General features: G+C 62.9%; 22 protein-coding genes. 1 reads left to right on the forward strand and 21 read right to left on the reverse strand.

What is annotated here, in order from left to right:
- Positions 1-432: 432 nt before the first annotated feature.
- The 21 genes from OZ428_RS22020 to OZ428_RS22120 all read right to left on the reverse strand — a co-directional run bounded on the left by OZ428_RS22020 (position 433) and on the right by OZ428_RS22120 (position 22,274).
- On the reverse strand, positions 433-1,761 hold the full coding sequence (locus tag OZ428_RS22020; protein WP_269131292.1) for an LLM class flavin-dependent oxidoreductase: 1,329 nt from the start codon (positions 1,759-1,761) through the stop codon (positions 433-435).
- A gap of 160 nt (positions 1,762-1,921) precedes the next feature.
- Entirely contained in the window at positions 1,922-2,695 is a 774-nt protein-coding gene (locus tag OZ428_RS22025; protein WP_038846319.1) for an OmpA family protein, read from the reverse strand.
- Positions 2,696-2,705: 10 nt separating this feature from the next.
- Positions 2,706-3,098 carry a DUF4398 domain-containing protein gene (locus tag OZ428_RS22030; protein ID WP_033900064.1) on the reverse strand — a complete coding sequence of 131 codons (393 nt, stop codon included), beginning with the start codon at positions 3,096-3,098 and terminating at the stop codon, positions 2,706-2,708.
- A gap of 163 nt (positions 3,099-3,261) precedes the next feature.
- Positions 3,262-3,696, reverse strand: coding sequence for a RidA family protein (locus tag OZ428_RS22035; RefSeq protein WP_269131293.1), 435 nt, complete (start codon positions 3,694-3,696; stop codon positions 3,262-3,264).
- A gap of 11 nt (positions 3,697-3,707) precedes the next feature.
- Entirely contained in the window at positions 3,708-5,291 is a 1,584-nt protein-coding gene (locus OZ428_RS22040; protein ID WP_269131294.1) for a flavin monoamine oxidase family protein, read from the reverse strand.
- Positions 5,292-5,303: 12 nt separating this feature from the next.
- Entirely contained in the window at positions 5,304-6,227 is a 924-nt protein-coding gene (locus tag OZ428_RS22045; RefSeq protein ID WP_269131295.1) for an ABC transporter substrate-binding protein, read from the reverse strand.
- 18 nt (positions 6,228-6,245) lie between these two features.
- Positions 6,246-7,019 carry an amino acid ABC transporter ATP-binding protein gene (locus OZ428_RS22050; protein ID WP_033900057.1) on the reverse strand — a complete coding sequence of 258 codons (774 nt, stop codon included), beginning with the start codon at positions 7,017-7,019 and terminating at the stop codon, positions 6,246-6,248.
- The gene (locus OZ428_RS22055; protein ID WP_269131296.1) at positions 7,012-7,977 is read right to left on the reverse strand and encodes an amino acid ABC transporter permease; all 966 of its coding nucleotides are present in this window, start codon (positions 7,975-7,977) and stop codon (positions 7,012-7,014) included. The genes OZ428_RS22050 and OZ428_RS22055 overlap by 8 nt, the downstream gene beginning before the upstream one ends.
- Before the next feature lie 16 nt (positions 7,978-7,993).
- Positions 7,994-10,387: a TonB-dependent receptor plug domain-containing protein gene (locus OZ428_RS22060; RefSeq protein WP_269131298.1), complete on the reverse strand. Its 2,394-nt coding sequence runs from the start codon at positions 10,385-10,387 to the stop codon at positions 7,994-7,996.
- A 1,112-nt stretch (positions 10,388-11,499) separates the two neighbouring features.
- Complete coding sequence (gene gspD, locus OZ428_RS22065; protein ID WP_269131299.1) at positions 11,500-13,611, reverse strand: type II secretion system secretin GspD; 2,112 nt, start codon at positions 13,609-13,611, stop codon at positions 11,500-11,502.
- A gap of 5 nt (positions 13,612-13,616) precedes the next feature.
- Complete coding sequence (locus tag OZ428_RS22070; RefSeq protein ID WP_269131300.1) at positions 13,617-14,135, reverse strand: general secretion pathway protein GspN; 519 nt, start codon at positions 14,133-14,135, stop codon at positions 13,617-13,619.
- Positions 14,132-14,734, reverse strand: coding sequence for a type II secretion system protein GspM (gspM, locus tag OZ428_RS22075; RefSeq protein WP_269131301.1), 603 nt, complete (start codon positions 14,732-14,734; stop codon positions 14,132-14,134). The genes OZ428_RS22070 and gspM overlap by 4 nt, the downstream gene beginning before the upstream one ends.
- Positions 14,709-15,701 (reverse strand): PilN domain-containing protein, encoded by a 993-nt coding sequence (locus OZ428_RS22080; RefSeq protein WP_269131302.1) that lies wholly within the window; start codon positions 15,699-15,701, stop codon positions 14,709-14,711. Before OZ428_RS22080 ends, gspM begins: the two co-directional genes overlap by 26 nt.
- A complete protein-coding gene (locus OZ428_RS22085) occupies positions 15,698-16,399 on the reverse strand; it encodes a general secretion pathway protein GspK (RefSeq protein WP_269131303.1) in 702 nt (233 codons plus the stop codon). The genes OZ428_RS22080 and OZ428_RS22085 overlap by 4 nt, the downstream gene beginning before the upstream one ends.
- On the reverse strand, positions 16,396-16,965 hold the full coding sequence (locus OZ428_RS22090) for a prepilin-type N-terminal cleavage/methylation domain-containing protein (RefSeq protein WP_269131304.1): 570 nt from the start codon (positions 16,963-16,965) through the stop codon (positions 16,396-16,398). Before OZ428_RS22090 ends, OZ428_RS22085 begins: the two co-directional genes overlap by 4 nt.
- Positions 16,962-17,294 carry a type II secretion system protein gene (locus OZ428_RS22095; protein WP_061449051.1) on the reverse strand — a complete coding sequence of 111 codons (333 nt, stop codon included), beginning with the start codon at positions 17,292-17,294 and terminating at the stop codon, positions 16,962-16,964. The genes OZ428_RS22090 and OZ428_RS22095 overlap by 4 nt, the downstream gene beginning before the upstream one ends.
- A complete protein-coding gene (locus tag OZ428_RS22100; protein ID WP_269131305.1) occupies positions 17,291-17,716 on the reverse strand; it encodes a GspH/FimT family pseudopilin in 426 nt (141 codons plus the stop codon). The genes OZ428_RS22095 and OZ428_RS22100 overlap by 4 nt, the downstream gene beginning before the upstream one ends.
- A gap of 7 nt (positions 17,717-17,723) precedes the next feature.
- On the reverse strand, positions 17,724-18,113 hold the full coding sequence (locus tag OZ428_RS22105) for a type II secretion system protein GspG (RefSeq protein WP_016978124.1): 390 nt from the start codon (positions 18,111-18,113) through the stop codon (positions 17,724-17,726).
- 13 nt (positions 18,114-18,126) lie between these two features.
- Entirely contained in the window at positions 18,127-19,323 is a 1,197-nt protein-coding gene (gene gspF / locus OZ428_RS22110) for a type II secretion system inner membrane protein GspF (protein ID WP_269131306.1), read from the reverse strand.
- The gene (gene gspE, locus OZ428_RS22115; protein WP_442964848.1) at positions 19,320-20,981 is read right to left on the reverse strand and encodes a type II secretion system ATPase GspE; all 1,662 of its coding nucleotides are present in this window, start codon (positions 20,979-20,981) and stop codon (positions 19,320-19,322) included. Before gspE ends, gspF begins: the two co-directional genes overlap by 4 nt.
- 252 nt (positions 20,982-21,233) lie before the next feature.
- Entirely contained in the window at positions 21,234-22,274 is a 1,041-nt protein-coding gene (locus OZ428_RS22120) for a LacI family DNA-binding transcriptional regulator (RefSeq protein WP_269131308.1), read from the reverse strand.
- 208 nt (positions 22,275-22,482) lie between these two features.
- Here OZ428_RS22120 and OZ428_RS22125 point away from each other — a divergent pair, with 208 nt between their 5' ends.
- Positions 22,483-24,672: a TonB-dependent receptor gene (locus OZ428_RS22125; RefSeq protein ID WP_269131309.1), complete on the forward strand. Its 2,190-nt coding sequence runs from the start codon at positions 22,483-22,485 to the stop codon at positions 24,670-24,672.
- The last annotated feature ends 1 nt before the right edge of the window (position 24,673 follow it).

The raw sequence follows: 24,673 nt of genomic DNA on the forward strand, positions 1-24,673 counted from the left end.
AAATAGGTTCCGCCCTTACGGCGGCTCACTTTTGAAAAGCCGGAATGCCGGCCCAGCCAAAGTAAGCAAAAGGCTCTTGCCCCAACACTCGGCACCTCGCCTAGGCTCGGTGTGCCCGTAATCCGACAGTGATTTGGGGGGCCGCCGCGCTTTTGCTTTTGATCTGAGGCGCCCCGTCAAACACGCTGGCCGAACGCAGGCTTGAATCCGTGGGTAACCCGGCAGGACGCCGGGTTAGCCGCGCTGGGCCAAGGATGGCCCATCGCGGCGGCCCACGGATTCAAGCCTGCGTTCGGGCACACCGAGCCTAGGCGAGGTGCCGAGTGTTGGGGCGAAGGCCTTTTGCTTACTTTTGGGCCTTTCCAAAAGTGAGCCGCTGTAAGAGCGGAACCATAGGCGGCCGTTACCGCAGCAATGGATATGTACACCCCCCTAAGCCACCCGCCCCACCGCATACCGATTCACCGGCACCGGCAACCCCAAATGCCCCCGCAACGTGCTGTGACTGTACTCACTGCGAAACAACCCCCGCTCCCGCAACAACGGCAATACCTGATCGGTAAACCGCGCAAAATCCTCCGGCGCGCCCACGTGGATATTGAACCCATCCACCGCACCCTCCACAAACCAACGCTCGATCTCATTCGCCACGGTCTTGGGCGAGCCGACGAAACTGGAAAACGGCTTGGCAAAGCGCAACGCCGCCTGGCGCAACGTCAGCCCCTGTTCACGAGCAACCTGCTTGATGTTCTCCGCATGCCCGCGATACCCGTTACTCCCCAAGTCGCCCAACTCCGGAAACGGCTCATCCAGTGGGTACTGGCTAAAGTCGTGGTAATTGAACGGCCGCCCCAACTGCACCAGCGCCTTACCAAGATCCAGCTCGCCATTGCGTTCACGATCAATGGCCTGCGCCTGTTCATCGGTGTCCGCAATGATCGGCGAAATACTCGGCAGGATGGTGACGTGGTCAGGGTTACGCCCAGCGGCGGCGGTGCGTTTCTTGATGTCGCTGTAGTACGCCTGGGCATCTTCGAAATTGCCCACACCGGCGAAAATCCCTTCGGCATAATTCGCCGCCAGGCTGCGCCCGGATTCGGAGATACCCGCCTGGAAAATCACCGGTTGGCCCTGGGCCGAACGGGCAATATTGAGTGGCCCGGTGACCGAGAAAAACTCGCCGTGGTGATCGAGGCGGTGTTGGCGTTGCGGGTCGAGGAACACTTTGGCTTGCTTGTCGCGCACAAAGGCGTCGTCTTCATAGGAATCCCACAGTCCCTGCACCACGTCCAGGTGTTCGGCCGCGCGGCGATAGCGCTCGGTGTGGTCGATGTGTTGCTCACGGCCAAAGTTTCCCGCCGCGCCTTCCAAGCCGGTGGTGACCACGTTCCAGCCGGCGCGGCCGCCGCTGATGTGGTCCAGGGACGCGAACTGCCGCGCCACGTTGAACGGTTCGGTATAGGAGGTCGTGAGCGTCGCCACCAGGCCGATTTTCGAGGTCGCCCCGGCGATGGCCGAGAGCAGCGTCAAGGGCTCCAGGCGGTTGAGAAAATGCGGCGCGGAATCCGGCGTGATGTAGGGGCTGTCGACGATGAACACCAGGTCGAACTTGGCCGCTTCGGCCTGCTGTGCCTGGGCGCGGTACCAGTCGATATCCACACTCGCATCGCCAGGGATTTGTGGGTGCAACCATTCGTTTTGTGCGGTGCCGACGCCGGTGAGAATGGCGCCGAATTTGAGTTGTCGAGGTGAGATGGGCATCAAGGTATTCCTCCGTGGATGGCCGCGGTGGCCGGTGGAGAATGACCTTAATGCCCGTAGGCAGGGCTTGTGAAAGGCTTTGTAGATCTATGCTAATTATTAAAATTAATGATCTCTAGCAAATACCGTTATCCTAGTACTGCATAACGATCTGTCAGGCTCAGCGACGTGCGCTGACCGCCGAAGCGTCGTTGGACACGATCACTTCCACACGGCGATTCAACTGGCGTGACTGTGCGCTCTGGTTATCAGCAACCGGGAACTGCTTGCCGTAGCCGATGACGGCTATCCGCTCGATCCCCACGCCGAGTCGTTGCAAACCACGCGCGACCGCTTGGGCACGTCGCTCGGACAGGCTCTGGTTGTAGGCATCGCCTCCCACGCTGTCAGTGAAACCCTCTACCCGCACCTGACGCTCCGGGTTCTGCACCAGGAAGTTCGCCAGCCCCTGGAAGTCCCGCTGGCTGCCGGCTTTCAAATCGGCCTTGCCGGTGTCGAACAGCACGTCGCCAAAGGTGATGACCTGGCCACGTTCGGTCGGCTGGGCTTTCATCGCCTGCAAGGCCTTGAGCTGCGCGGTGCGCACGTCGAGCTGCACCTGGGTACGGTCGACCGCGATGTTGTCGAGCTGGGCATCGGTCTTGCGGCCGACGATGGTCTGCTCGGCCAGGGCGATTTTTTGCGTGGCAAGGTAGGCGAGTTGGTCGAGCTGTGGGTCGGTACGGTCGTGCAACGACACCTGGTTGGCGCGGTCCAGCGCGTTGGAAGCGATACGGGTTTCAACCGCCGCCAGGGTGTTGGATTCCGGCTTCTGCTGCAGGCTGGAGAACTGGCTGCGCGCTTGCAGCAATTGCGGGTTTTCCGGCGGCGTGGCGCAACCGGCAAACGCCAGGCTCAGGGCCGAAAGCACAGGAATGAAAAAAATGGCACGCATGGCTGGATCCTCAGTGGGTAGTCGCGGGGGCGTTGAGCATTTCCTGCTTGAGCACCTGAATGCCCTCTCGCGCCTGCTTCAAGACCTGTTGTTTACGCACGGCATTGGCCTTGGCCTCGGCCAGGCTGGCGTCGGCTTCGATCTGGTCGGCCAGGGCGTCCACCTCGACGTACTTCATTTCACCGATGGCCTGGTCCATGCGCGCCAGCTTGTCCTGGGCAGTTTTCATTTCCAGCGGTGCGAACTGGGTCGCTTGCGCTGCCAAGGCGCGCCCCACCGCATCACGGGCCAGGGAGATCTTTACCGCCGGCGGCTGCGGCGTGGCACAGCCTGCCAGTACCCCGGCGACAATCACGGCCCAGGCCGAGCGGCGCAGGCGTTGGCTCACACTGGTCATCTTCATGTGTTGACTCCTAAGCATGTTCTTACGGCTGCCGGGCGATGGGAGCGGCCCCGCCGTATCGCTTGTGTTCAAGCGATCGCGCCATCCTAGGAGGAAAAATACGGGCTGGAAGAATGAAAAATCCCACCTAGTTGTGGGATTTTTCTCAGAGCAAGGGTCAGTCTTACGACGTACGCGCAGCGACCGCCTCAACTTCGATCAACGCGCCGGGTAGCGGCAGCGCCACCACTTGCAACGCCGTACGCGCTGGCTTGTTCGGCTGCTCAGGGGTGCCAAAGAACTGCGTATAGCCCGCCTGCAAGCCAGCGAAATCCAGCTTGCCGCCCGTCTCTTCGGCCCCTACCAGGAACACCCGCAACTGCACGATATCACCCAGGTCCAGGTCTTGCTGGCGCAGGATCTTGCGCAGTTTGTTGAACACCGACACCGTCTGCACTTCGGTCGTGCCATAGGCGGCCGGCGTGCCCGCCGGGGCGTTTGCGTCGTGCAGATCAGGCAGGGTGCCGCTGACAAAAATCAGGCTGGCGGAAGCCGGTACGGTGACGGTCTGCGAGATCGGAAAATCGCCGACGCTGGTGCGTTGAATGCTGTCGCTCATGATGAATCTCCTTATGATGCGGCAAGTGCCGCGCTGTGCCGTTGGTGGATAACCCGCTCGGCCAGTTGCCCGACCACATGGCGCGCCGAGTTGGCCGCCGATTCCTGCCAGATGCCCACGCCGCTTTGCACCAGGCCGTCGCCGGCGAAATACACACGGCCGTGGCCGGCTTCGAGCAAGGCGCTGGCGTCGGCAGGGAAGTGTTCGCGTTGCAGCCACGGGCCTTCGCTGTAGGGGATCTGTTCCCAGGACACCGCCAGCGGATTGCGCAAGTGTTTGGAATAACCGGGGTGCAACAGTTCCACGGCTTCTTTCGAGGTGGCGTACTGCTGGTCGAAGGGTTGCGCACCAAATACGTCGGCGCCCTCGCCGGTCACGTAGCCCGCTACCAGCAAGCCTTCGCGGGTATTGAGGTCGTTGCTCGGGTACCACAGCAGGCGTGCCGGGTGTTCGATCCACGACAGGCCGCCGTAGGTGCGGTAGTCGGTTTCCCAGAATCGCGGCGACTGCCACGCCACTTTGGTCGCCTGGTCGCTGCGGGTGCTGAGCAAGGCGGCCTTGATCGGGTCGCTGAAGTCAGTGTCGAGCTTGGCCAGCAGCGGCAGCGGCAGGGTCGAGATCAGGTAATCGGCGCGCACCACCTGTTCGCGACCGCTGAGCTTGTCGTGGTACGTCACCGCTACGCCGTCTTCCAACTGACGGATCTGCCGCACCTGGGCGCCCAATTGCACATACCCCTGGACGCGCTGGTAGAAGGCATCCGTGATGCGGTCCATACCACCGACCGGTTGGAACATGGTGGCGGAGAACTCCGGGAATTCCGTGTGCAGTAACGCGCCCCACAGTTCCGGGTGCAGCAGTTGATCGAGTGATAACGGGCGACGACTGGCGGGCAACGCGCCGGGATGCGCAGGCGACTCCAGGTGCCCTGAGCGGATCGTGCCCTCGAAGGCCAGCGCCTGTGACAGGTCGCCATACACCTGCAGGAACGCCAACAGCCGCGTGCGCTCCTCAGCGCTCAACACATCATCGAGGGCATCGCGCTGCACCGCCTTGGCCAGCAACCCGGACACCTGCCCCCGTGCATCGTTGATGGCCTGGCCGACGGTGAAAGCCGGCTTGCTCACATCCGGCCGCACTTGGGCACCATGGCTGCTGTTGACCAGCACTTCTAGCGGCACGCCAAGTTCGCTGCAATAGTCGAGAATAGTGCGGTGCTGGCTCGGGATTCGTGCCGGGCCCGCATTAAAGTAATGCCCTGGGTCGAACGCAGCTGTTTGCGAGCGGCCGTCCTTGTAGTCCACACGATCGCCGTTGCGGATAGTCCAGGTCCGGCCACCCACGCGGTCACGCGCCTCCAGCACTTGCACCTCGAACCCGGCGCGGGTCAGTTCCAGTGCCGTCACCAGCCCCGCGATGCCAGCACCCAACACCAGCACGCGGGTGCCCTGCCCCAGGCCCGCCTTGAGTTTCAGCGGTTGCGGACGGCGGTGTGACGACGGTCCCAGGCCCAATGCCGCCAGTGCCTCCTTGACGGCCTGTTCGCCGCCTACCGCAGCAATGCTCGACAGCGCTTCACGTCGTGTCAGTCCCATGTTCGATGCTCCTTAATCCGGCAGGCCCGGTGGGTTGATCAGCGACGTGTCGACGCGCTCGATATCCAGGCCCCAGCGTTGCAGCACCTGTTCGTATTGACCGCCGGCAATCGCGCCTTCCAGGGCGGTGTGGATCGGCTTGACCAGGCCGTTGTCCTTGCGCGTGGTCACCGCGATATCCGCTTTCAAAGGCCAGCCACCATTGACCGTGCCGACAAGCTTGATACCGCCGGTGATTGCCGCCGAATAGGCGTACACCGAGTTGGGCCCGAACAGCGCATCGCTGCGCCCGGATTGCACCGCCAGTTGCGCGGCGGCCTGGTCGTCGAAGTACTGCAACAGTGCCGGCTTGAGCCCGGCTTTTTCATTGGCGTCGTTCCAGGCCAGCAGGACCTTTTCCTGGTTGGTGCCGGAGCCGACGATGATCTTCAGTCCGGCAATGTCCTCGGCCTGCTTGATCGCGCTGATCTTGCTGGTGCTCTTCACATAGAACCCGAGCACGTCCTGGCGGTAAGTCGCGAAGTCGAAACGCTTCTTGCGCGCCTCGGTCACCGTGACGTTGCTGATCACCGCGTCGTACTTGCCCGAGCTGACGCCCAGGGGCCAGTCTTCCCAGCTGGTCTGCACCACGTTGAGTTGCAGACCCAGGCTGTCGGCGACCAACTGCGCCGTATCGGCCTCGCTGCCGATGGTGGTCTTGTCGTCATTGGCCAGCAGCGCCAGGGGCGGCCCGGCCACACCGGACACGGCCACAGTGAACTTGCCCGGCTGGGCGAACTTGAAGCCCGGCGGGATCTGCGCGATGGCCGCTTCGTTACGCGGTACATGAATGCGCGGGCGGTCGGGGCTGAGGTCGACCTGTTGCACGGCGAATGCGATTTGCGCAGTGCTGACGGCGAGCGTCAACAGGGCGATACGAGCGGTAGAGATAAGCATGGGCAGTCACTCCTTGAACTAAAGCACCTTGCCGAGAAAGGCCACAGTGCGGGGATGTCGGGGTTGGCGGAAAATCTGTTCAGGCGGGCCTTCTTCGATCAACTGGCCGTCGCAGAGGAACACCACGTGGTCGGCCACTTCACGGGCAAAGCCGATTTCGTGGGTGACGATCACCAGGGTCACGCCCAGTTGGGTCAGACCCTTGATCACGTCGAGCACTTCGCCCACCAGCTCCGGGTCGAGGGCCGACGTGGGTTCATCGAACAGCAGCACTTTGGGGTCCAGCGCCAGGGCGCGGGCGATGGCGACACGCTGTTGCTGGCCTCCGGAGAGCTGGCGCGGGTAGGCATCCACCTTGTCCGCCAGGCCGACCTTGGCCAGCAGCTCGGCCGCCTTGGTCTGGGCTTCGGCCTTGCTCCAGCGTTTGTGGGCCAGGGGCGCCTCAGCGACGTTCTCCCAGGCGGTGAGGTGCGGGAACAGGTTGAAGTTCTGGAACACAAAACCCACGTCGATACGGCGCTTGAGAATCTCGCGTTCTTTCAGCTCGTAGAGCAGGTCCCCCTTGCGCCGATAGCCAACGTATTCACCGTCAATGGTGATATGCCCGCTGTCGATCTTCTCCAGATGGTTGATGGTGCGCAGCAAGGTGGACTTGCCCGAGCCGGACGGCCCGAGGATCACCGTGACCTTGCCGGGGTCGATGGTCAGGTCGATGTCTTTTAACACCTGTTGGTTGCCAAAGCGCTTGCCCACGCCCTGGATCTGGATGCGCCCGGCGCGAGCTTCACTCATGGGTTTTCTCCTTGAGCCAGCGGCGTATGCGTTGCAACGGCGTGGGCGGCAGCACCCGTGCCGTGCCACGGGCAAAATGGCGCTCGACGTAGTACTGCGCGCTGGTCAGCACGGTGGTGATGATCAAGTACCAGACCGTCGCCACGATCAGCAGCGGGATCACCGCCTGGGTGCGGTTGTAGATGACCTGCACGGTGTAGAACAGCTCCGGCAAGGCCAGTACGTAGACAATCGAGGTGCCCTTGACCAGGCCGATGATTTCATTGAAGCCCGACGGCAGGATCGAACGCAGCGCCTGGGGCAGGATGATCCGAAAAATCCGTCGCGAGGCCGGTAAACCCAACGCCGCAGCGGCTTCATGCTGGCCGGCATCGACACCGATCAGCCCGCCGCGAATGATCTCCGCCGCGTACGCCGCCTGCATCAGGCTCAAGCCCAACACCGCCACGGTGAATTGGCTGAGCACGTCTACGGTGGACCACTCAGCAAACACCACTGAGGTGAACGGCACGCCGAGCACGATGTGGTCATACAGGTAGGCAAAGTTGTACAGGATGATCAGCACCAGCAGCGCCGGCATCGAGCGAAAGAACCAGATATAGCCCCAGGCCAACGCCGCCAACAGCGGTGAGCCCGACAGGCGCGCCAACGCCAGCGCCGTGCCGAGAATGATGCTGAACACCGTGCTCAACAGCGTCAGCAGCAGCGTCTGCCCCAGCCCACGCAGCACCGACGGCGAGAAAAACCACTGGCCGAACACGCCCCATTCCCAGCGCGGGTTGGTCGCCAGGGAATGCACGATGGCCAGCAGCACCAGCGCTGCGAAGATCGACCCGGCCCAGCGCCAGGGATGCCGCGCGGGCACCACTTGCAGGGCCTTGATCGGCGTGGAGACACGGGCCTGGCGCACCGGGCTGGGCGAGTCAATCAGGTCATAGGATTTGGCGACGATGGGCATGGTGAATTCCTCGGCCTCAGAAGGCATAGGTCAAGCGGGTGTAGTAGTACCCGCCGGTAAAACCGTAGGGCGAATAGACGCCATAGCTGCTGACCATGGTGCTGCTCGGCACCCCTTGTTTCTTGGGGTAAATGTCGAACAGGTTCTTGGCGCCGACAGCGATGTTCAGGTCTTTGGTGAGGTTGTAGCCAAGGTCGAGGTCGGTGATCCACTTGGCGGCGTAGATACGGTCCAGGTCGCGATTGGCCGACGAGTTGACCTCTTTGTAGGAGCCGTAGCGGGTCAGGGCCAGGTTCACGTTGAAGCGGTCGATACTCCAGTCGCCACCGAGGATCAGCTTGGTGCTGGGCTGCACGCCGGTGATCAGGTTGCGCGCCTCGCGGTTCATCAACTCGTAGGAGGTGCCCAGGATGTTGGTGGACTCCTTGTAGTTGAGGATTCGCGTCTGGTTCCAGTTGAACGCGGCGGTCCACTTCACCGCACCATACTGGCCGAGGTCCTGGCTGTAGTTACTGACCAGGTCCAGGCCTTTGGTGCGAGTGTCGGCGCCGTTGATAAAGTATTGGCCGCCGGAGGTGGAGTTGATGCCATTGCCTTGCAGCACCTGGGTGATCTCGGGGCCGAGCAAGGTGCCGGTGAGGGTGATGCGATCGCGCAGGTTGATCACGTAGGCATCGGCGGTGAAGCTCAAGCGATCAGTCGGTGTGAGAGTGAAACCGAGGCTGAAGTTGGTTGAGCGCTCCGGCTTCAATTCCTGGGCGCCGAGGGCTTGTGCGGCAGCAGAGCCTACGGGCAGCACGCCGTAGTTGATCGACTGATACACGCCGTCGACCACGCCATAGGTGGTCGACCGCGCACTGAACAGGCTGTTGGCCAAAGACGGCGCGCGGAAGCCGTTGCTCACCGTGGCGCGCACGGCGAATTGCGGGTTGAAGTCATAGCGGGTGGTCAACTTGCCGCTGCGGGTGGCGCCGACGCCCTGGTTGTAGTGCTCATAGCGAAACGCCGTGCCGACGTACCAGTCCGGCACTGGGTTGAAGCCCACATCGACATAACTGGCCAGGCTGTTGCGCGAGGCGCTGCTTTCTTCATCCGGCGAAATGCCGTTGGTGACCTGCGCGCCCGACGACGCGCAATTGCCCGGCGCCACGCAGTAGCCGCCATTGGCATAGGACTCATAGTCGCCGGCCTGCACCTCGTAGGTGTCGCGCCGATGTTCGAAACCGACGCTCAGGTCCAACGGCTTTTGCAGGCCAATATCGAAGCCGCGCTTGAAGTCGAGGTTGGTGGTCAGCTCGGTGGAAATCCAGGTGCCGGAGGTGAAGTGATTCGGCGTGGCCTCGCCCAGCGATGGGTTCTGGTTGTGGGTGGTGCCCTGCTCCGCGTCGTTGCGCCCATAGGTGGTGGACAAGTCCCAGTCCCACTCGCCTACCGTGCCTTTACCGCCGAATGCCGCCTGGAAATCGTCTTCATCAATGAACCAGGTCGGCGTGTAGCCACCGGGGTAACCGTTCGGCCCGGTGGTGATGGTGTTAGTGATGGTCGGCAGACGGAAGTTCTGGCCCTGCTCGGCCTTGCGGCGTGAATAGGTGGTGAAGGAGTACAGGCTGAAGCTGTCGTCGATCGGCAACTCGGCGTTGTAGCCCAGGGTCAGCAGGTTGGTCTTGGGCGTGCCGTAGCCGCCGTACGTCGAGCGTCCGGCTTGCTCGTAGGCTTGCGCGTAGGTGTAGCCGTTGGCGCTGGCCTTGTTGTCGTCATTCTGGCTGCGGGCGTCCAGGGCCAGTTGGACAATGCCGCCATTGCCGATCTCGAACCCCTTGTTGAGGCTTTGTTGCACGGTCTGTTTCTTGCCGTCATACCCCTGGCCGACGTTGGTTACCGAAGTGCCGCTGGTGTCGGCCTTGAGGATCACGTTGATCACCCCGGCGATAGCGTCGGAGCCATATTGCGCGGCGGCGCCGTCGCGCAGGACTTCCACGTGGTCGATGGCGCTGATGGGGATCAGGTCCAGGTCGGCCGGGGCCGCACCGGTATTGATGCCATTGATATTCAGGGTGGCCGCGGTGTGACGGCGCTTGCCATTGACCAGCACCAGCACTTCGGCGGCGCTCAGGCCCCGCAGGTTCGGGGCGCGGGCGATGCCGCTGGCGTCCCAGCCGGTTTTTTCCGGCAGGGTCAGCGATGGGATCACGGCGCTCAGGGCTTCCATGAGGCCGGGCTTGCCGGTGTTCTGTAATTGCTTGGCGCTGACCACATCGATCGGCACCGGGCTGCTGGTGACGGTGCGTTGCTCGGCGCCGCGGTTGCCGGTGACCACGACGGTGGACAGGGTACTGTCGTCCTGGGCTTGGGCGGTGTTGGCCAGGAGGGCCAGGGCCAGTGCGGCGGTGGGTTGTAGGGCTCGCTTCATAGGTATTCCTGCGTTTCCAAATCGCGGAGTCGGGCAGTTACGCGGGCGGGCGCGGTGCTCGGTTTTTTTTGGGGTGTCGGGCGATTTGGGAAGCTAGGTGTGGGGCGAGGTTTGAATTGGCAACATGCGTTGAACTCCCTTCCAACGATTCTGCTGCGGGGGTGTCAGCGCAGAATCCGAATCTAGATTGGTACCATCCGAGGTCAGGGGTAGGCTGTTGAGTTCAAACATAACGGAATGGATTTTAAAAATATAATGCTATTTGGGCATAAGCTAATATTCTTGGATTTCATTATTTGCCTGATGATTTATTCGTATTGGTAATGTTTTTTTTGCAACTGGCCGAGAGTACATATCCGTTGCTGCGGTAACGGCCGCTTATGGTTCCGCTCTTACAGCGGGTCACTTTTGGAAGAGCGCCAAAAGTAACCAAAAACGCTTCGCCCCAACACTCGGTACCTCGCCTAGGCTCGGTATGCCCGTAATCCGACAGTGATTTGGGGGGCCGCCGCCACGCGCCATCCATGGCGCGGGGCGGCTAAACCGGCATCCCTGCCGGTTTACCCCCCAAATCCCTGCCGAATTCCGGCCAGCGTGTTTGACGGGGCGCCTAAGATCAAAATCAAAAGCAAGAGCACAGCGGCCTGACAGCCGGCTTGAGTGGTGTAGAGCAAAGGCAAGGGCAAACGCGGTCCCTTGTAGGAGCTGGCTTGCCTGCGATGGTAGTTAACGGTGACGCGGGTAACCAGACAAAACGCGGCGTTCTCATGTTTTTCGCCGGCAAGCCGGCTCCTACAGGGACCGCGTATCTACGATGCGAAGCGAGTCGCTCTTGATCTTGATCTGAGGCGCCCCGTCAAACACGCTGGCCGAACGCAGGCTTGAATCCGTGGGTAACCCGGCAGGACGCCGGGTTAGCCGCGCTGGGCCAAGGATGGCCCATCGCGGCGGCCCACGGATTCAAGCCGGAGTGAGGGCATGCCGAGCCTAGGCGAGGCACCGAGTGTTGGGGCGAAGGCCTTTTGCTTACTTTTGGGCCTTTCCAAAAGTGAGCCGCTGTAAGAGCGGAACCATAAGTGGCCGTTACCTAAATAATGGATATGCACACCAACCTACCCCCCAGGCCGCAACAGTTGCATCTGCTGCCGATAATCATCCGTCACCTGCCGCGCCTGCCCACTACTGGTAATCACCTTAGGCGTAATCAACACAATCAACTCCGTCCGATCCTTCGACTTGCTCGTACTCCCAAACAACCACCGCAACCCCGGCACCCGACCCAGATACGGCACCGCACTCACACTCTCCCCGTTGTCCTGCTTGATCAACCCCCCCAGCAACACCGTCTGCCCACTCTGCACCGCCACCTGTGTCGACACCGAACGCGTCGAAATGCGCGGATTCACCGGTGTGTCGCTATTGGCACTCTGACTCTCGGCATCACTGACCTGCTGCTGAATATCCATGTACACCAACCCACCCGGATTGATCCGTGGCACCACATCCAGAATCACCCCGGTCTGCACATACTCGACACTGCTCAAGGTGGTGTCCGCATCCCCGGTATTCACCGTGGTCTGGTTGATCGGAATGTTGTCCCCCACCTGAATCTGCGCCGGCTGGTTGTTCATCACCACCAGCGACGGCGCCGACAACACCTGGGTACGGCCATTGGTTTCCAGCGCATGCAACGCCACCTGCAAATTCGAACTGACGAACGAGTAGAACAACGAATCCGTCGCCCCCAACCCGGCCCCACCACCGCCCAACGCGCCCTGGCTGCCGGAAGCATTGGCCACGGTGGTGCTGGAGGAGTTGCCCGCCAGCCGCCCCAAATACCACTGCACGCCCAGGTCCAGTTCACCGGTGAGCTTGACCTCAAGAATGCGCGTCTCGATCTGCACTTGCAGCGGCGGGTTGTCGAGGCGTTTTATCGCCGCTTCGATCTCTTTCCACTGTGCCGGACGGGTGCGCACCAGCAACTGGTTGCTGCTCTTTTGCGCGGTGATGCGGGTGCCGGCTTCGAGGGCGTTGGTGGGGGCGACTTCCTTCTCTTCCGGCTCCGGCGCTTCGGCGGCAGGTGGGTTGTTCTGCAGGCCGCCGGTATTGAGCGACGACAGGGTCGTCGTGCGCAGGCCTGGCGCGACCTTCGCCGGTGTGTCGTCCTTGATCGCGCCGGTGCCGTAGATTTGCCGCAGGTACTTGGCCAAATCAGCAGCCTTCATGTTGCGCACGTCGTAGACATACATCTGCGGCTCGTTGCCGCCGCCCTCGTCGATGGTACGGATCCAGTCGCCCACTTCGCTGAGGTACTGCGGCTGGGAAGAAATCGCCACCACCGAGTTGGTCCGCTCAATCGGCAAAAAACGCAGCATGCCGGCCAGGGGCATGCCGCTGTCAGGGCCGAACAGGCTTTGCAACTGGGGCATCAACTCGGCCACGGAAGCCCGTTGCAGCCCGAAGACGCCCACCGACATGCCCTTGAGCCAGTCCACGTCAAAGGTGTCGATGGTGTCCTGGTAGTTGGCCAACTCATCCGGAGTGCCGGCCAGACTCAGCACATTGCGGGCAGGATCAACCAGTAAAAATGCATTCTCACGTGCGAACGGCTTGAGCAATTTCTGCATCTCGGTGGCAGCGATGTAGCGCAATGGAAACAGCCGCGCCGACAGGCCGCTGGACGGTTGCGCCACGCTCATCTGCGGCACCAGCTTGCCCGCCACAGCCTGGTTGGCGGGCAGGATCACGTAGCGATCACCCTGTTTGATCATCGCGTTGTCGGTCCAGGACAGCAGGGTTTCGAGGATCGACAGCGCCTGTTGTTTGTCCACCGGCTTGGAGGTGGAAAAACTCACATTGCCTTTCACACCCTGGGCGATGCTGTAGTTCTCGTGCAGCAGGTCGCCCATTACGCTGTTGATCACTGCCTCGATGGGCTGGTCGGCGAAGTTGAAGACGATATCGCCACCCTCCTCTTTCGCCACCGGCTGCGCTGCCGGCGCGCGCACGAACTGTTGGTTGCCACGGATCAGTTGGCGCTGCGTTGGCGTTTTAACCGCAGGCGGTGGACTGTCCGGCGCGGTTTGCTCGGTCGGCGGGCGTTGCGAGCCGGTGCCTTGCAGGGCTTCGTGCAGCAGATCGTCGTCCGGATCGAGGCGGTCGGGGAAGGATCCACAACCACTCAGGACAAGAGCGGTCGCCAGGCAAAACGTTGAGGTGCGCATGTCGATCAATGGAGAGGCTCGCGGGGCAAAGTAATGGGGGGCCGAGTGGACGGCGGCGGTAGGCGCTTGGCGTAGAAGCTCAAGGTTTGCGTGCGGCCGTCCAGGCTGAATCGGGCGGATTGCGGGGTCAGGTGGTCCAGGCGCCAGCCGTTGGGCAAGGCCTGGCCGAGGCGGACCGTCAGGGCGCGGCCGTCGGCCTGCTTGAGCATGGCCATTTGCAGATTGCCGGTGATCATGATGCCGCTGAGGGTCAGGTTGGCCAGGCTGGTGACCTGGGCTTTGCCCACGACGCGATCCGGGCTGCGATCCGGGCTGAACAACGGCGCCTGCCATGTGGCGGCGAGGTGTTCCAGCGGGACGCTCGGCGCGATCTGCACCCGGGCGGTGGGATGGGCGCGCGTGGGCGCGTCAGGCAGCCATTGCGGCTCATCACCGATGCTGCTGAGGATCACCGCCATCAACACGCCCAGCAATCCCGACAAGCCGAGCAAGCCCCACTCCACGGGGCGTAATCTGCTGATCATGGCGTCACCCGCGCCGGTTGCAGGTAACCGCGCACCAGCAGGTGCACCACCAACTTGCCTGCACCGCCATTGGCCGGCGCCTGCTGGCTGCGACGAATACGCAGTTCATCCACGAACAAGAACGGCGGCTGATACTCCAGCTCATGCAACAGCGCTTCCAGGGGTTCGATGGCGCAATCGAGGGTCAGGCTGACCTTGACCTGGCGATACGGCTCGCCGTCGTCCTGCTCCGGCGTGATGGGCTTGCGCTGGGTCAGGCTGCAACCGCCGCCGAGGTTGGCGTGGCTGTTGATCAGGTCGGCAAGGCGCTGCATCAGGTCGGCGGCCACCACGTCGGGGTCATCCCCCGGCAACAGACTGGTGCTGCTGGCGGGGTCCTGGCGGGCTTGCTCAAGCTGTTGGCGCAGCGCATCACGTTGACGCAACACGCCGGCGTAGCGTTGCTGTTGCTCGCGCAACTGTTCGGCCTGTTCGCCCATGTCGCGCAGGGGGCCGGCGAACCAGCTGTCGACCAGCAGCCAGTAGGCCGTGCCGAGCACCAACGCCAACACCAGCAAGGCAGCACCGCGGCGTTCACGGGGTGTGAGGGGTCGGCGCATCGGCGGCCTCCTGGCGTAGGTGGGCGCGCAAGGCAAACTGGTCCTTGCCGGTGCGGGCATCGGGTTGGATCACCCCTTCGAACTGGGCGTTCTCCAGGCTGCGGCAGCCTTTGATGCGGGTAATCAGTGCGCTGGCCTTGGCGCTTTGACCTGAGAGGGAAATCTCGCCGTCCTTGACGTCCAACTGATCCAGCCAGGTGTCGGCGGGCAGGCAAGTGGTCAGGTCGTTGAGTAGCGCGGCCAGGGGCGGTTGCGCCAGTTTGCGCCGGATGAGGTACTGGGCCGCGCCACGGGTATTGAGCAGTTGCTGGCGCAGGGCATGCACTTCGGCGACCTCGGCTTTCTGTTGCTGCACACTGGCGTGCATGGCGTCGATGACGCGTTGACGGTCGTTGAGCCACAGCAGCATCGCCGCGATCAGCAAGGCCCCGCACAACCACGGCAGGCTGCGTTGCAAACCCATGCCCGGCGGACGCTGGCGCGGGCGCAGCGGCGGGGGCAGCAGGTCGATGCCGAGGTTGGCCGCATCCACGCGATGGGGGTGCAGGCCGAGTGCAGCGCAGTCGGTGAGGATCGGGTCCAGGCGTTCGCGCAGGATCGCCACCAGCGTAACCTCAAGGTGCGTCGGCGTGCGCCTTTCCTGGCGCGCGACGAAGTAGAGTTGGTCGGCCTCGAATGGGGTGTAGCGGTCCAGTTCATAACCCACCACCGTGTTGAGGTTACGCCCGGCGGCCAATGGCAGTTGCACGTGTTGCAGCAGTACGTCACCCGCGCCAAGCATCAGCACCTGGCGCGTGCTGTCCGACGCAACCGACGCCGCCAACGGCCAGTGGTGGATCTGCTCCGGCGGTTCTGGCCGTGCCAGCCAACTCGGCACACAGGCGCGCAACTCCGCGAGCCACAAGCGCCAACCCTGTTGCAGCAGGCTACCGCGCCAGTGTCGGGCGATGGGTTCCAGTCGATTCATTCTTGCCAACGCAACACCCGATAGGGTTGTGCGCTGTCCTCCGATGGGCTCAATAAAACGGTGACTTGCAGCCGCGCCTGATAACCACCGGGGCGCTCAGCGCGGCTGTCGACCACCAGTACTTCGCCAGGGTCGACACCTTCGGCGTTCTGGCGCGGCAGGTTCAGCGCCTTGCGCATCAGCGGGCTGGCGAAGGCGGGATCGGGGCGATCCAGGTCGCTCCACAAGGTGATCTCGGGCAGCAACTGGCTGTAGAGGGTTTGGGTCATGCCAGGCAGTTGGCGCACTTCTTCCAGCACCCGGAACGGCGCCAGGCCTTGTTGGCGGCGTGTTTGGAGAGCCTTGGACAGTTGCGTCGCCTGGGCCGGGGTGGCGCCGCAGGCCAGGGCCAGGCGGGTGAAGTCCTGCGCCTCGGCGTTGATCAGGTAGAGCTTGCCGCGCTCACTGCGCAGGCTGACGTGCAGTTGGGCATCATCAAACGTCAGGGGGATCTCGCGACCATCGGCCACCCAGCGCCGGTCGGTCATGACCAGGGCGATACCGGCTTCGGCGGCCAGCACGGTTTGTGTGTGCTGGCGCAGCCACAGGGCCTGGCGGCTTTCCAACTGCACCCAGCCGGCCAGGCCGCCGAGCAACACGCTGAGCAACGCCAGCACCCACAGCACCAGCAGCAGGGCCGCACCGCGTTGGCGCCTCACTCTTCCACGCTCCCGCTGGACAGGTTCAAGCGCAGGGCAATCACCTGGGTCACCCAGGGCACCGGGCCGTCGACGTTGGCGGCGATGCGCACGGCCGCAGGCAAGCGCCTGGGCCATGGCCAGTCACTGACCCAACCGGTGGGCTGACCCAGCGCAGACACGCCGCGATAACTGAATTGCAGGCCCTCAAGGTGGTTCAGCAACACCTGGGGTTCACGTTGAGAAAACCCGACCTGCAAATCCTGTTCGACCCGTTGCAGGCTGAACCGGTGGATTCCGCCACCGAGCACGCCGGGCAAGGTCGAGACGAATTCCAGCCGCTGCGCCGTGCCAACGAAAAATCCATCCCCCTCGCCCACCGCCAACGGCAACGCCTCGCTGATCGCCGTGCGTAAAAACTGTTGGGCGGCGCGCACTTCGTCCAGGCTCACGGTATACGCCTGGGCCTTGGACACGGCGCGATTGGCACCCAGCAATGCGCCCCCAACCAGCACCAGCAAAACGCCCAACAAACTGAGCACCACGAGGATTTCCAGCAAGGTAAAGCCCTGCTCGCGGCGCTTCACAGGCGCGCCTTCAAGGTGCTGAAACGGGCCTGGTGCGGACCCTCACTGAGGACCAGGTCGAGGCGAAAAATATGGGTTTGTTGTCGGGTACTGGTCAGTTGCCAGCGGATGCCGTCCAGTTCGCCCTGGCTGACGCCGTTGCTCAGTCGCCCTGCAGCCTCCTGATCGAAAATCGTCAGCGCCGCATGGGTAAGCCGATCACTGTGGGCCACCTGGGACAACGAGCGCGCGCTTTGGCCGAACGCAACCAGCAGCACCGTGCTGCACACCGCCATCAGCGTCAGCGCGGCAAGCATTTCCAGCAGCGTGAAACCGCCTTGCCGCTTCATGGCAGCGCCTTGGGTTGGACGCTGCCGGTGAGCCAGCCGATATCGATGCGCCAACGCCGGGTGCCACTGGCCACCAACAGATTGCCACCGGTGGAGCTGCCGTCGGGATAGAACTCGACGCCAGGGCCCACCTGCTCCGCAGTGTGCAGCGTCACTTGCAGCTCGGACGGCCACCGTTGCAGCGCACGTCCCGGCGCCTGGAACGTACGGCCTTCCATATCGAATGAAGTCCGTGCCGCCTGCCCGCTGACTATCGCCCCCGCCCGCGTGGTGCGCAGCGCCTCCACCATCTGCCCCACAGCGCGGCGTTCTTTTGCCGCCTGCAGGCCCTGGCGTACGCCCAGCCCCAGCAAGCTGGCGGCGAGGCTGATCAACAGGATCACCACCAGCATCTCCAGCAGGGTAAAGCCGCGCTGGAACATGGCGGCGTTACTCCCAATTGCCCAGGTCGGCGCTATAACCTTCGCCACCCGGTTGGCCATCCTGGCCGTAGAAGATCAGGTCGAAGGCGCCGTGCTCGCCGGGAAAACGATAGCCGAAGGCATGCCCGAACGGGTCCTTGAGGTCTGACGGTTTGGCATAGCCGCCGGGTCTGTCCACCAGCTGTTGCAGGCTGGTGGGTGGTGCGCCGACGTCGAGGGCGTAGCTGTCGATCTTCATGCTCAAGCTGGCCAGTTGCGCCTTGCCCGCGCCGTACTTGCCCTTGTCCACATTGCCGCCGACCTGGCGCACGACGATGGTGGCGACGATGCCCAGCAGCACGATCACCGCGAGCATTTCCAACAGGGTGAAACCGCTTTGGCGGCGGGGTTTTCTCATGGGTCAAGCTCCTTCATATATTGCTGGTCAGGCTCATCAGCGGCAGCATGATCGCCAACATGATCACCGCCACCAGCACCGCCATGACCACGGTCAAAGACGGCACCAGTGCGGCCAGCAGGCGGTCGATGCCGCGCTTGGCTTCGACGTCGAAGATGTCGGCCACCTTGAGCAGCATGCTGTCGAGTTCGCCGGCCTGTTCGCCGACTTCAATCATTTGCAGCGCCAGTTCGGGCAACAGCGGCTGGCTGCCAAACGCGCTGGCGAGGGTGCCGCCGCCTTTCACCGATTCCGCCGCATGCGCCACCTGAGCCTGCAACGCGCGGTTGGTGCAGACTTGCCGCGCGATCACCAAGGCGTGCAGCAACGCCACGCCGTTGCTGAGCAGCGTGCCGAGGGTACGCGTCAGGCGTGCCGCCTCGACCCGTTGCAGCAACGGGCCGATCACACGGATGCCGAGCAGGCGTCGATCGTATTGTTCGCGAAATGCTGGATTGCGCAGGCGTACGGCCCAGCACCCACCGCCGACGATCAGCCCGGCCAACACCACCAGGCCATAGGCGCCAAGGAACTCACCCAAGGCCAGAATTACTTCGGTGATCAATGGAATCGGTACGCCCAGGTCCTGGAAAATCGGCACGAACTGCGGCACCACATACGCCAGCAACAACGCCAGGGAACCGAGCACGCCCACCACCAGGAAGGCAGGATAGATCAGCGCATTGATCACCTCGCCGCGCAGCCGCTCGCTGCGTTCCAGGTAATCGCTGAGCTGACGCAGGGTACTTTCCAGCGCGCCACCGGCTTCACCGGCACGCACCATGCTCAGGTACAACGGTGAGAAGCTGCCGCCCTCTTGTTCCAATGCGGCGGACAGGGGTTTACCCGCCTTGACGTGATCGCGGATGCGCTCGATCAGTGCACGCACCTGGGGTTGGCCGGGTTGCTTGAGCAACAGTCCAAGGGAACGCTCAAGGGGCTGACCGGCACCCAGCAACGTGGCCAGTTGCTGGGTAAAACTCACCAACGCCGCGCCCTTCAACTGCCCGCGTGGGTTGCGCAGCAAGGGGCTGCCGGCAGCTTCAATCTGCAACAGCAACAGGCCGCGCTTGTGCAGGGCCGCGACGGCGGCGACTTGATCCTTGGCTTGCAGCGTACCGTTGTGCGGCACACCGTGGCTGTCCAGGGCGCGGAACTTGAACAGGCTCACGCGCCGTCCCCACGGGTAACGCGCAGCACTTCTTCCAACGAGGTAATACCCGCCAGCGCTTGGCGCAGTCCCTCTTCATACAGGGTGCGCAAACCAGCGCGGCGAGCAGCCTGTTCCAACGTGGCGGCATCGGCGTGACGCATCAACAGGCCGCGCAGTTCGTCGTTCATCACCAGCAGCTCGGTCAGGGCACTGCGGCCGTGATAGTCACCGCGATAGAGCAGGATCGGCCGTTGTTCGGTCAGACGATCCAGCCCATGTTCTGCGATCAGTTCCGGCGGCGCTTCAAAGGCCACGCGGCTGGCCGGGTCCAGGCGCCGCACCAGGCGCTGGGCGAGAATGCCGCTGACGGTCGAGGCGATCAGGTAGCTTTCCACCCCCATGTCCAGCAGCCGCGTGATACTCGCCGCGGCGCTGTTGGTGTGCAGGGTGGAAAGCACCAAGTGACCGGTCAGCGACGATTGAATGGCGATGCGGCAGGTTTCCAGGTCGCGGATCTCGCCGATCATGATCACGTCCGGGTCCTGGCGCACGATGGAGCGCAGCGCCCCGGCGAAGTCCAGGCCGATGGCGGGCTTGACCTGGATCTGGTTGATGCCTTCGAGCTGGTACTCCACCGGGTCTTCCACGGTGATGATCTTGCGCTCGGCGGTGTTGAGCCGCGACAGCGCGGTGTAGAGCGTGGTGGTCTTGCCGGAACCGGTGGGCCCGGTGACCAGCAGGATGCCGTGGGGCCGTTCCAGCAGGTCGAGGAAAGTGGCCAGGCGCTGGCCGTCGAAGCCCAGGCTTGGGAAGTCGAACTGCACGGTTTGCCGGTCCAGCAGGCGCAGCACCACCGACTCACCGAAACTGGTGGGCACCGTGGACACGCGAAGGTCGAGTTCCTTGCCCTGGATACGCAGCATGATGCGCCCGTCCTGTGGCAGCCGACGTTCGGCGATGTCCAGCCGCGCCATGATCTTCACCCGCGAAATCACCGCCGCCGACGAACTGGCCGGCGGCGCTTCGGCGTCGTGCAGTACGCCGTCGATGCGATAGCGCACCTTGAGTTGGTTTTCGAAGGGTTCGATATGGATATCCGAGGCGCGCTGCTCCACCGCGCGTTGCAGGATCAGGTTGACCAGGCGGATCACCGGCGCTTCGGAAGCCATGTCCTTGAGGTGTTCGATATCTTCCTGGGTGCCGCCCTGCTCATCGAGGTTCTCGATCAGCGTGCCCATCGCCGAGCGGCCCTGGCCGTAGTAGCGCTCGATCAGGGTGTCGACTTCGTTGCGCGGGCCGATCGCCAGCCACACCGGCACCTGGCACGCATAGGCCAGGGCCTCGAACGGATACCGTTGCGCCGGGTTGGCCGCCAGCACCCGCAGGCCGTTCTGGTGCCAGCCCATGGGCACCACTTGATAGTGACGCATGAAGCGTTCGGTCAGTGCAGGCAAGGGATCGAGCAACGGCGGTGCGGCGTCGGCCAGCAGCAGCGGCGCGTCGAGCAACGCGGCCCAGGCACGCGCCAGTTCGACTTCGGAGACCAGGCCCAAGCGCGTCAGCAGGCTCAGCAGGTCGTCCGTGGACAAGCGTCGGGCGCGCTCCAGATCCACCGTTTTCAGCCCGGCATGCTGCATCAGCCACGCGCACACCTGTTCGGGGTGCGGGATTTGCATCTGGCAGGCATCGATAGGCGCTGACGACATAATGTTCAGGTATCTAGTGTTGCGAGAAAGTATGGCTATTTGAAACTACGGGAACATGCCATTAGTTAGCCACAACCCCGTATAGAGTAAGCCGGGGTTATCGACTGGAAGTTATAGACCTAGTTCCTGAAGGAGGGGAATAAAATAAATATAAGCGCCAAGACACTCGCGCCAGAGCCTTAGCAGCTAATAGCCATCACTCGACTAGTTGCAATTAGCCACTTAGGCGCTTTCACGCGCGATCAAACGGCACTCCAATAAATTCAAACGCGTTACTTCATCTTCTACAGGCAGCACACCCAAACTTTCCAGGACACGCGTGGCGGCCAATACACCTATTTCCAATGCGGGCGGTTTGATCGTACTCAGGCTCGGCAGCAGCATTTCGGCGAACGGGTAATCGCCGAAACCGAGCACTGCGCACTGCTCGGGGATCTTCAGTCCGGCCCGCTGCCCAGCCAGCAAACCACCGGCCGCCAGGTTGTCATTGGCGAAGAAGATCGCATCCGGCGGCGTGGCATGGCTCATCAATACTTCCATGGCCTGTTTACCCGCTTCGAAGGGTGCGCGATCTGGGTCGGGAGAGAAGACCCAGGGCTGCACACCCAACGCGATCAAGGTCGCGGCGAAACCCTCGCCCCGCTCCATGGCGCTGAAGTCCCCGGCTGCACTGTTCTGCACGAAAGCAATGCGCCGATAACCCTGCCCATGCAGATAGCGCGCAGCGGTGACGCCCACTTCGAAGTGGGAAAACCCGATCTGCAACGGTGCGCGTTCGGGCACGTAGTCCCAGGTTTCCACCACCGGAATATCCGCGTCGGCGATCATCTTTTCAGTCGCCGCGCTGTGGAAGCGACTGGTCAGTACCAGCGCCGCCGGCGACCAGCCAAGGAACGCACGCACCGCACTCTCTTCCTGCTCGGCGCTGAAGTAACTGGACGCCAACAACAGTTGATAGCCATGCCGGCTGAGGGTGTCGCTGAAGCCTTGGATCGTATTGGCAAAGATCGGCCCCGAGATGTTCGGGATCACCATCGCCACGATGCGCCCACGCGCCGACGCCAGCCCACCGGCCACCAGGTTGGGCACATAACCCAACTCGGCCACCACCTCGGCGATGCGCTCGCGGCGTTCGGGCGAGACCTGCTCCGGCTGGTTGAAGTAACGCGACACGGTAATTGCCGACACCCCGGCCTGACGGGCCACGGTGTTCAAGGTGACACGCCCGGCGCCACGGCGTTTGCGCGGTTTGTCTTCGCTCACGGGATGATCCTGTTAAAAACCAAAAAGAATATAGGACTAATTTTTCAGTATTTGACGTTCTAAACCAGACCTACCAATAATGCCGATGTTAGCGCTAACAAGGCGCGTTGTCTGCTACTCGCTCGAGCGAATGCCAAAGACATTTCACAGGCGCTGACGGTCGCAAGAACCGCAGCGGTTCAGGGCATTCTTTTCGAGCGGGCACAGCATGCACAACTTCCAACGCAGCACTTTCCTGATCCTGGCCGGGTTGACCGCCCTTCCCGCCCCCGGTGTCTTTGCGGCCGATGCGCAGGAGCCGACACTCAAATCCGTGACCGTCACCGCCACCCGCCGCGAAGAACCACTGCAAAAAGTCCCGGTGGCCGTCTCGGTCCTCGATGGCGAACAGCTGGAGCGCGACAACCGCAACGGCGTGGCGAGCATCGCGCAGCAGGTGCCGTCGCTGAACTTCCGCACCGGCGCCTCGAACAAGGACACCTCGTTGTTCGTGCGCGGCGTGGGCACCATTTCCACCTCCCCCGGCGTCGAGCCGACGGTGGCCACGGTGATCGACGGTGTGGTCTACGCCCGTCCCGGCCAGGCCACCCTCGACCTGCTCGACCTGGAACGCATCGAAGTGCTGCGCGGGCCCCAAGGTACGCTGTTCGGCAAGAACGCCTCAGCCGGCGTGCTGAACATCACCAGCAAGGCGCCCACGGCTGAAACCCACGGCTATGTCGACCAATCGTTCTACAGCGGCAATGAAAGCCGCACCCGGTTCGGCATCGGCGGCAGCCTGGTGCCGGATGTGCTCAAAGGTTCGATCAGTACGCTGTTCGGCAGCTACGACGGTAATGTCGACAACCAGCACAATGGCCAGGAGGTCAACGGCTACAACCACAAGGGCATTCGCGGCAAGTTGGAATTCACCCCCAACGACGACCTGAAACTGACCCTGATCGCTGACTACATGCAGTCCCACGACGACGCGCCGAATGGCGTGGTCAGCAAGTCCCTGACCCCGGCGTTCGCCAACGCGCTGAGCCCGGTGCGGGCCTCCAGCGACAACCGCGACATCAACACCGACACTCGCAGCCACGTGGAAGACACCAACAAAGGCCTGTCTGCCCAGTTGGACTGGAACCTCGGCGACTACACCCTGACGTCGATCACCGCCTGGCGCGGCTGGGACAACACCCAATACCAGGACGGCGACCGCCTTGGCACGGTGACCGCCGCGTTCCCCGGTACCGCCGACAAAGGCCAGTTGGAGTTCAACCAATACTCCCAGGAACTGCGCCTGGCCTCGCCCAAAGGTGAGTTCCTGGAATATGTCGGCGGCCTGTTCTACATGCACGGCAAGGATGAAGAAACCTACCAGCGCACCCTCACGACCACCACGCGCACCGACCGTGGCATCGCCGACTACAGCACCACCAACGACAGCTACGCAGTGTTCGGCGAGACCACGCTGAACTTCACCTCGCGCTTTCGTGGCATCGCCGGCCTGCGCTACACCCACGATGACCTGAAGTACGATCACCGCCGTGTCTCCACTTCGGCCACCACGGTCAGCGGGATTCAACCGGCCACGTCCAGTTCCGGCTCGGTGGACGAAGACGGTTGGTCCGGGCGCCTGGGTGTGCAGTACGACATCAGCGACAGCGTCACCAGCTACCTCACCTATTCGCGCGGCTACAAAGGCCCGGCGTACAACGTGTTCTTCAATATGCAACCGCGAGACACGGACGCGCTCAAGCCGGAGACCTCCAACACCTGGGAAGCCGGGATCAAGGCCACCGCCTGGAACAACCGCCTGACCACCAACCTGGCGGTGTTCCACAGCGATTACGACAACTACCAGGCCAACTTTTTCGACACGGTCGCCGGGCAAGTGGTGACGCGCCTGATCAACGCTGGCAGCGTGAGCACCGAAGGCGTCGAGCTGGATTACGCCTTGCAAGCCACCCAGCAGCTCAAGCTGTCCGGTGCCCTGGCCTACACCCGCGCGCGCATCGATGAATTCGCCTGCCCGGCCGGTGCCGCCGCAACCTGCAACGTGAATGGCAAACCGCTGCCCTTCAGCCCGGACTGGAAAAGCTACGTGCGCGCCGACTACACCATACCGCTGGATAACGGCCTGGACATCGAGCTGGGCACCGACTACAGCTGGCAGAGCGAAGTGCAGTACGACATCAGCCAGAACCTCGACACCAAACAAGGCGCCTACGGCATCTGGAACGCCAGCGTGGCCCTGGCCGACTACAGCAATGGCTGGCGCGTCGCATTCCTGGCGAAGAACCTCGCCGACAAATCCTACTCACCGCTGCTGGCCAGCGGCGGCAACTACATCTACCGCGCCGTGCCCCGTGACGACGAACGTTACTTCGGCGTGCAACTGCGCAAGGATTTCTAAG

This window comes from Pseudomonas sp. GXZC (genome assembly GCF_026967615.1).
Taxonomy (GTDB): domain Bacteria; phylum Pseudomonadota; class Gammaproteobacteria; order Pseudomonadales; family Pseudomonadaceae; genus Aquipseudomonas; species Aquipseudomonas azotoformans_A.

Excerpts from the sequence above, each read along its gene's own strand:
- OZ428_RS22035 (WP_269131293.1), bottom strand. The coding sequence starts at position 3,696 with ATGAGCGACAGCATTCAACGCACCAGCGTCGGCGATTTTCCGATCTCG.
- OZ428_RS22055 (WP_269131296.1), bottom strand. The coding sequence starts at position 7,977 with ATGCCCATCGTCGCCAAATCCTATGACCTGATTGACTCGCCCAGCCCG.
- gspE (WP_442964848.1), bottom strand. The coding sequence starts at position 20,981 with ATGCAAATCCCGCACCCCGAACAGGTGTGCGCGTGGCTGATGCAGCAT.
- OZ428_RS22030 (WP_033900064.1), bottom strand. The coding sequence starts at position 3,098 with ATGAAGATGACCAGTGTGAGCCAACGCCTGCGCCGCTCGGCCTGGGCC.
- OZ428_RS22125 (WP_269131309.1), top strand. The coding sequence starts at position 22,483 with ATGCACAACTTCCAACGCAGCACTTTCCTGATCCTGGCCGGGTTGACC.
- OZ428_RS22020 (WP_269131292.1), bottom strand. The coding sequence starts at position 1,761 with ATGCCCATCTCACCTCGACAACTCAAATTCGGCGCCATTCTCACCGGC.
- gspD (WP_269131299.1), bottom strand. The coding sequence starts at position 13,611 with ATGCGCACCTCAACGTTTTGCCTGGCGACCGCTCTTGTCCTGAGTGGT.
- OZ428_RS22025 (WP_038846319.1), bottom strand. The coding sequence starts at position 2,695 with ATGCGTGCCATTTTTTTCATTCCTGTGCTTTCGGCCCTGAGCCTGGCG.
- OZ428_RS22045 (WP_269131295.1), bottom strand. The coding sequence starts at position 6,227 with ATGCTTATCTCTACCGCTCGTATCGCCCTGTTGACGCTCGCCGTCAGC.
- OZ428_RS22050 (WP_033900057.1), bottom strand. The coding sequence starts at position 7,019 with ATGAGTGAAGCTCGCGCCGGGCGCATCCAGATCCAGGGCGTGGGCAAG.
- OZ428_RS22105 (WP_016978124.1), bottom strand. The coding sequence starts at position 18,113 with ATGAGAAAACCCCGCCGCCAAAGCGGTTTCACCCTGTTGGAAATGCTC.
- OZ428_RS22040 (WP_269131294.1), bottom strand. The coding sequence starts at position 5,291 with ATGGGACTGACACGACGTGAAGCGCTGTCGAGCATTGCTGCGGTAGGC.
- OZ428_RS22080 (WP_269131302.1), bottom strand. The coding sequence starts at position 15,701 with ATGAATCGACTGGAACCCATCGCCCGACACTGGCGCGGTAGCCTGCTG.
- gspM (WP_269131301.1), bottom strand. The coding sequence starts at position 14,734 with ATGCGCCGACCCCTCACACCCCGTGAACGCCGCGGTGCTGCCTTGCTG.
- OZ428_RS22095 (WP_061449051.1), bottom strand. The coding sequence starts at position 17,294 with ATGAAGCGGCAAGGCGGTTTCACGCTGCTGGAAATGCTTGCCGCGCTG.
- OZ428_RS22100 (WP_269131305.1), bottom strand. The coding sequence starts at position 17,716 with ATGTTCCAGCGCGGCTTTACCCTGCTGGAGATGCTGGTGGTGATCCTG.
- OZ428_RS22070 (WP_269131300.1), bottom strand. The coding sequence starts at position 14,135 with ATGATCAGCAGATTACGCCCCGTGGAGTGGGGCTTGCTCGGCTTGTCG.
- OZ428_RS22060 (WP_269131298.1), bottom strand. The coding sequence starts at position 10,387 with ATGAAGCGAGCCCTACAACCCACCGCCGCACTGGCCCTGGCCCTCCTG.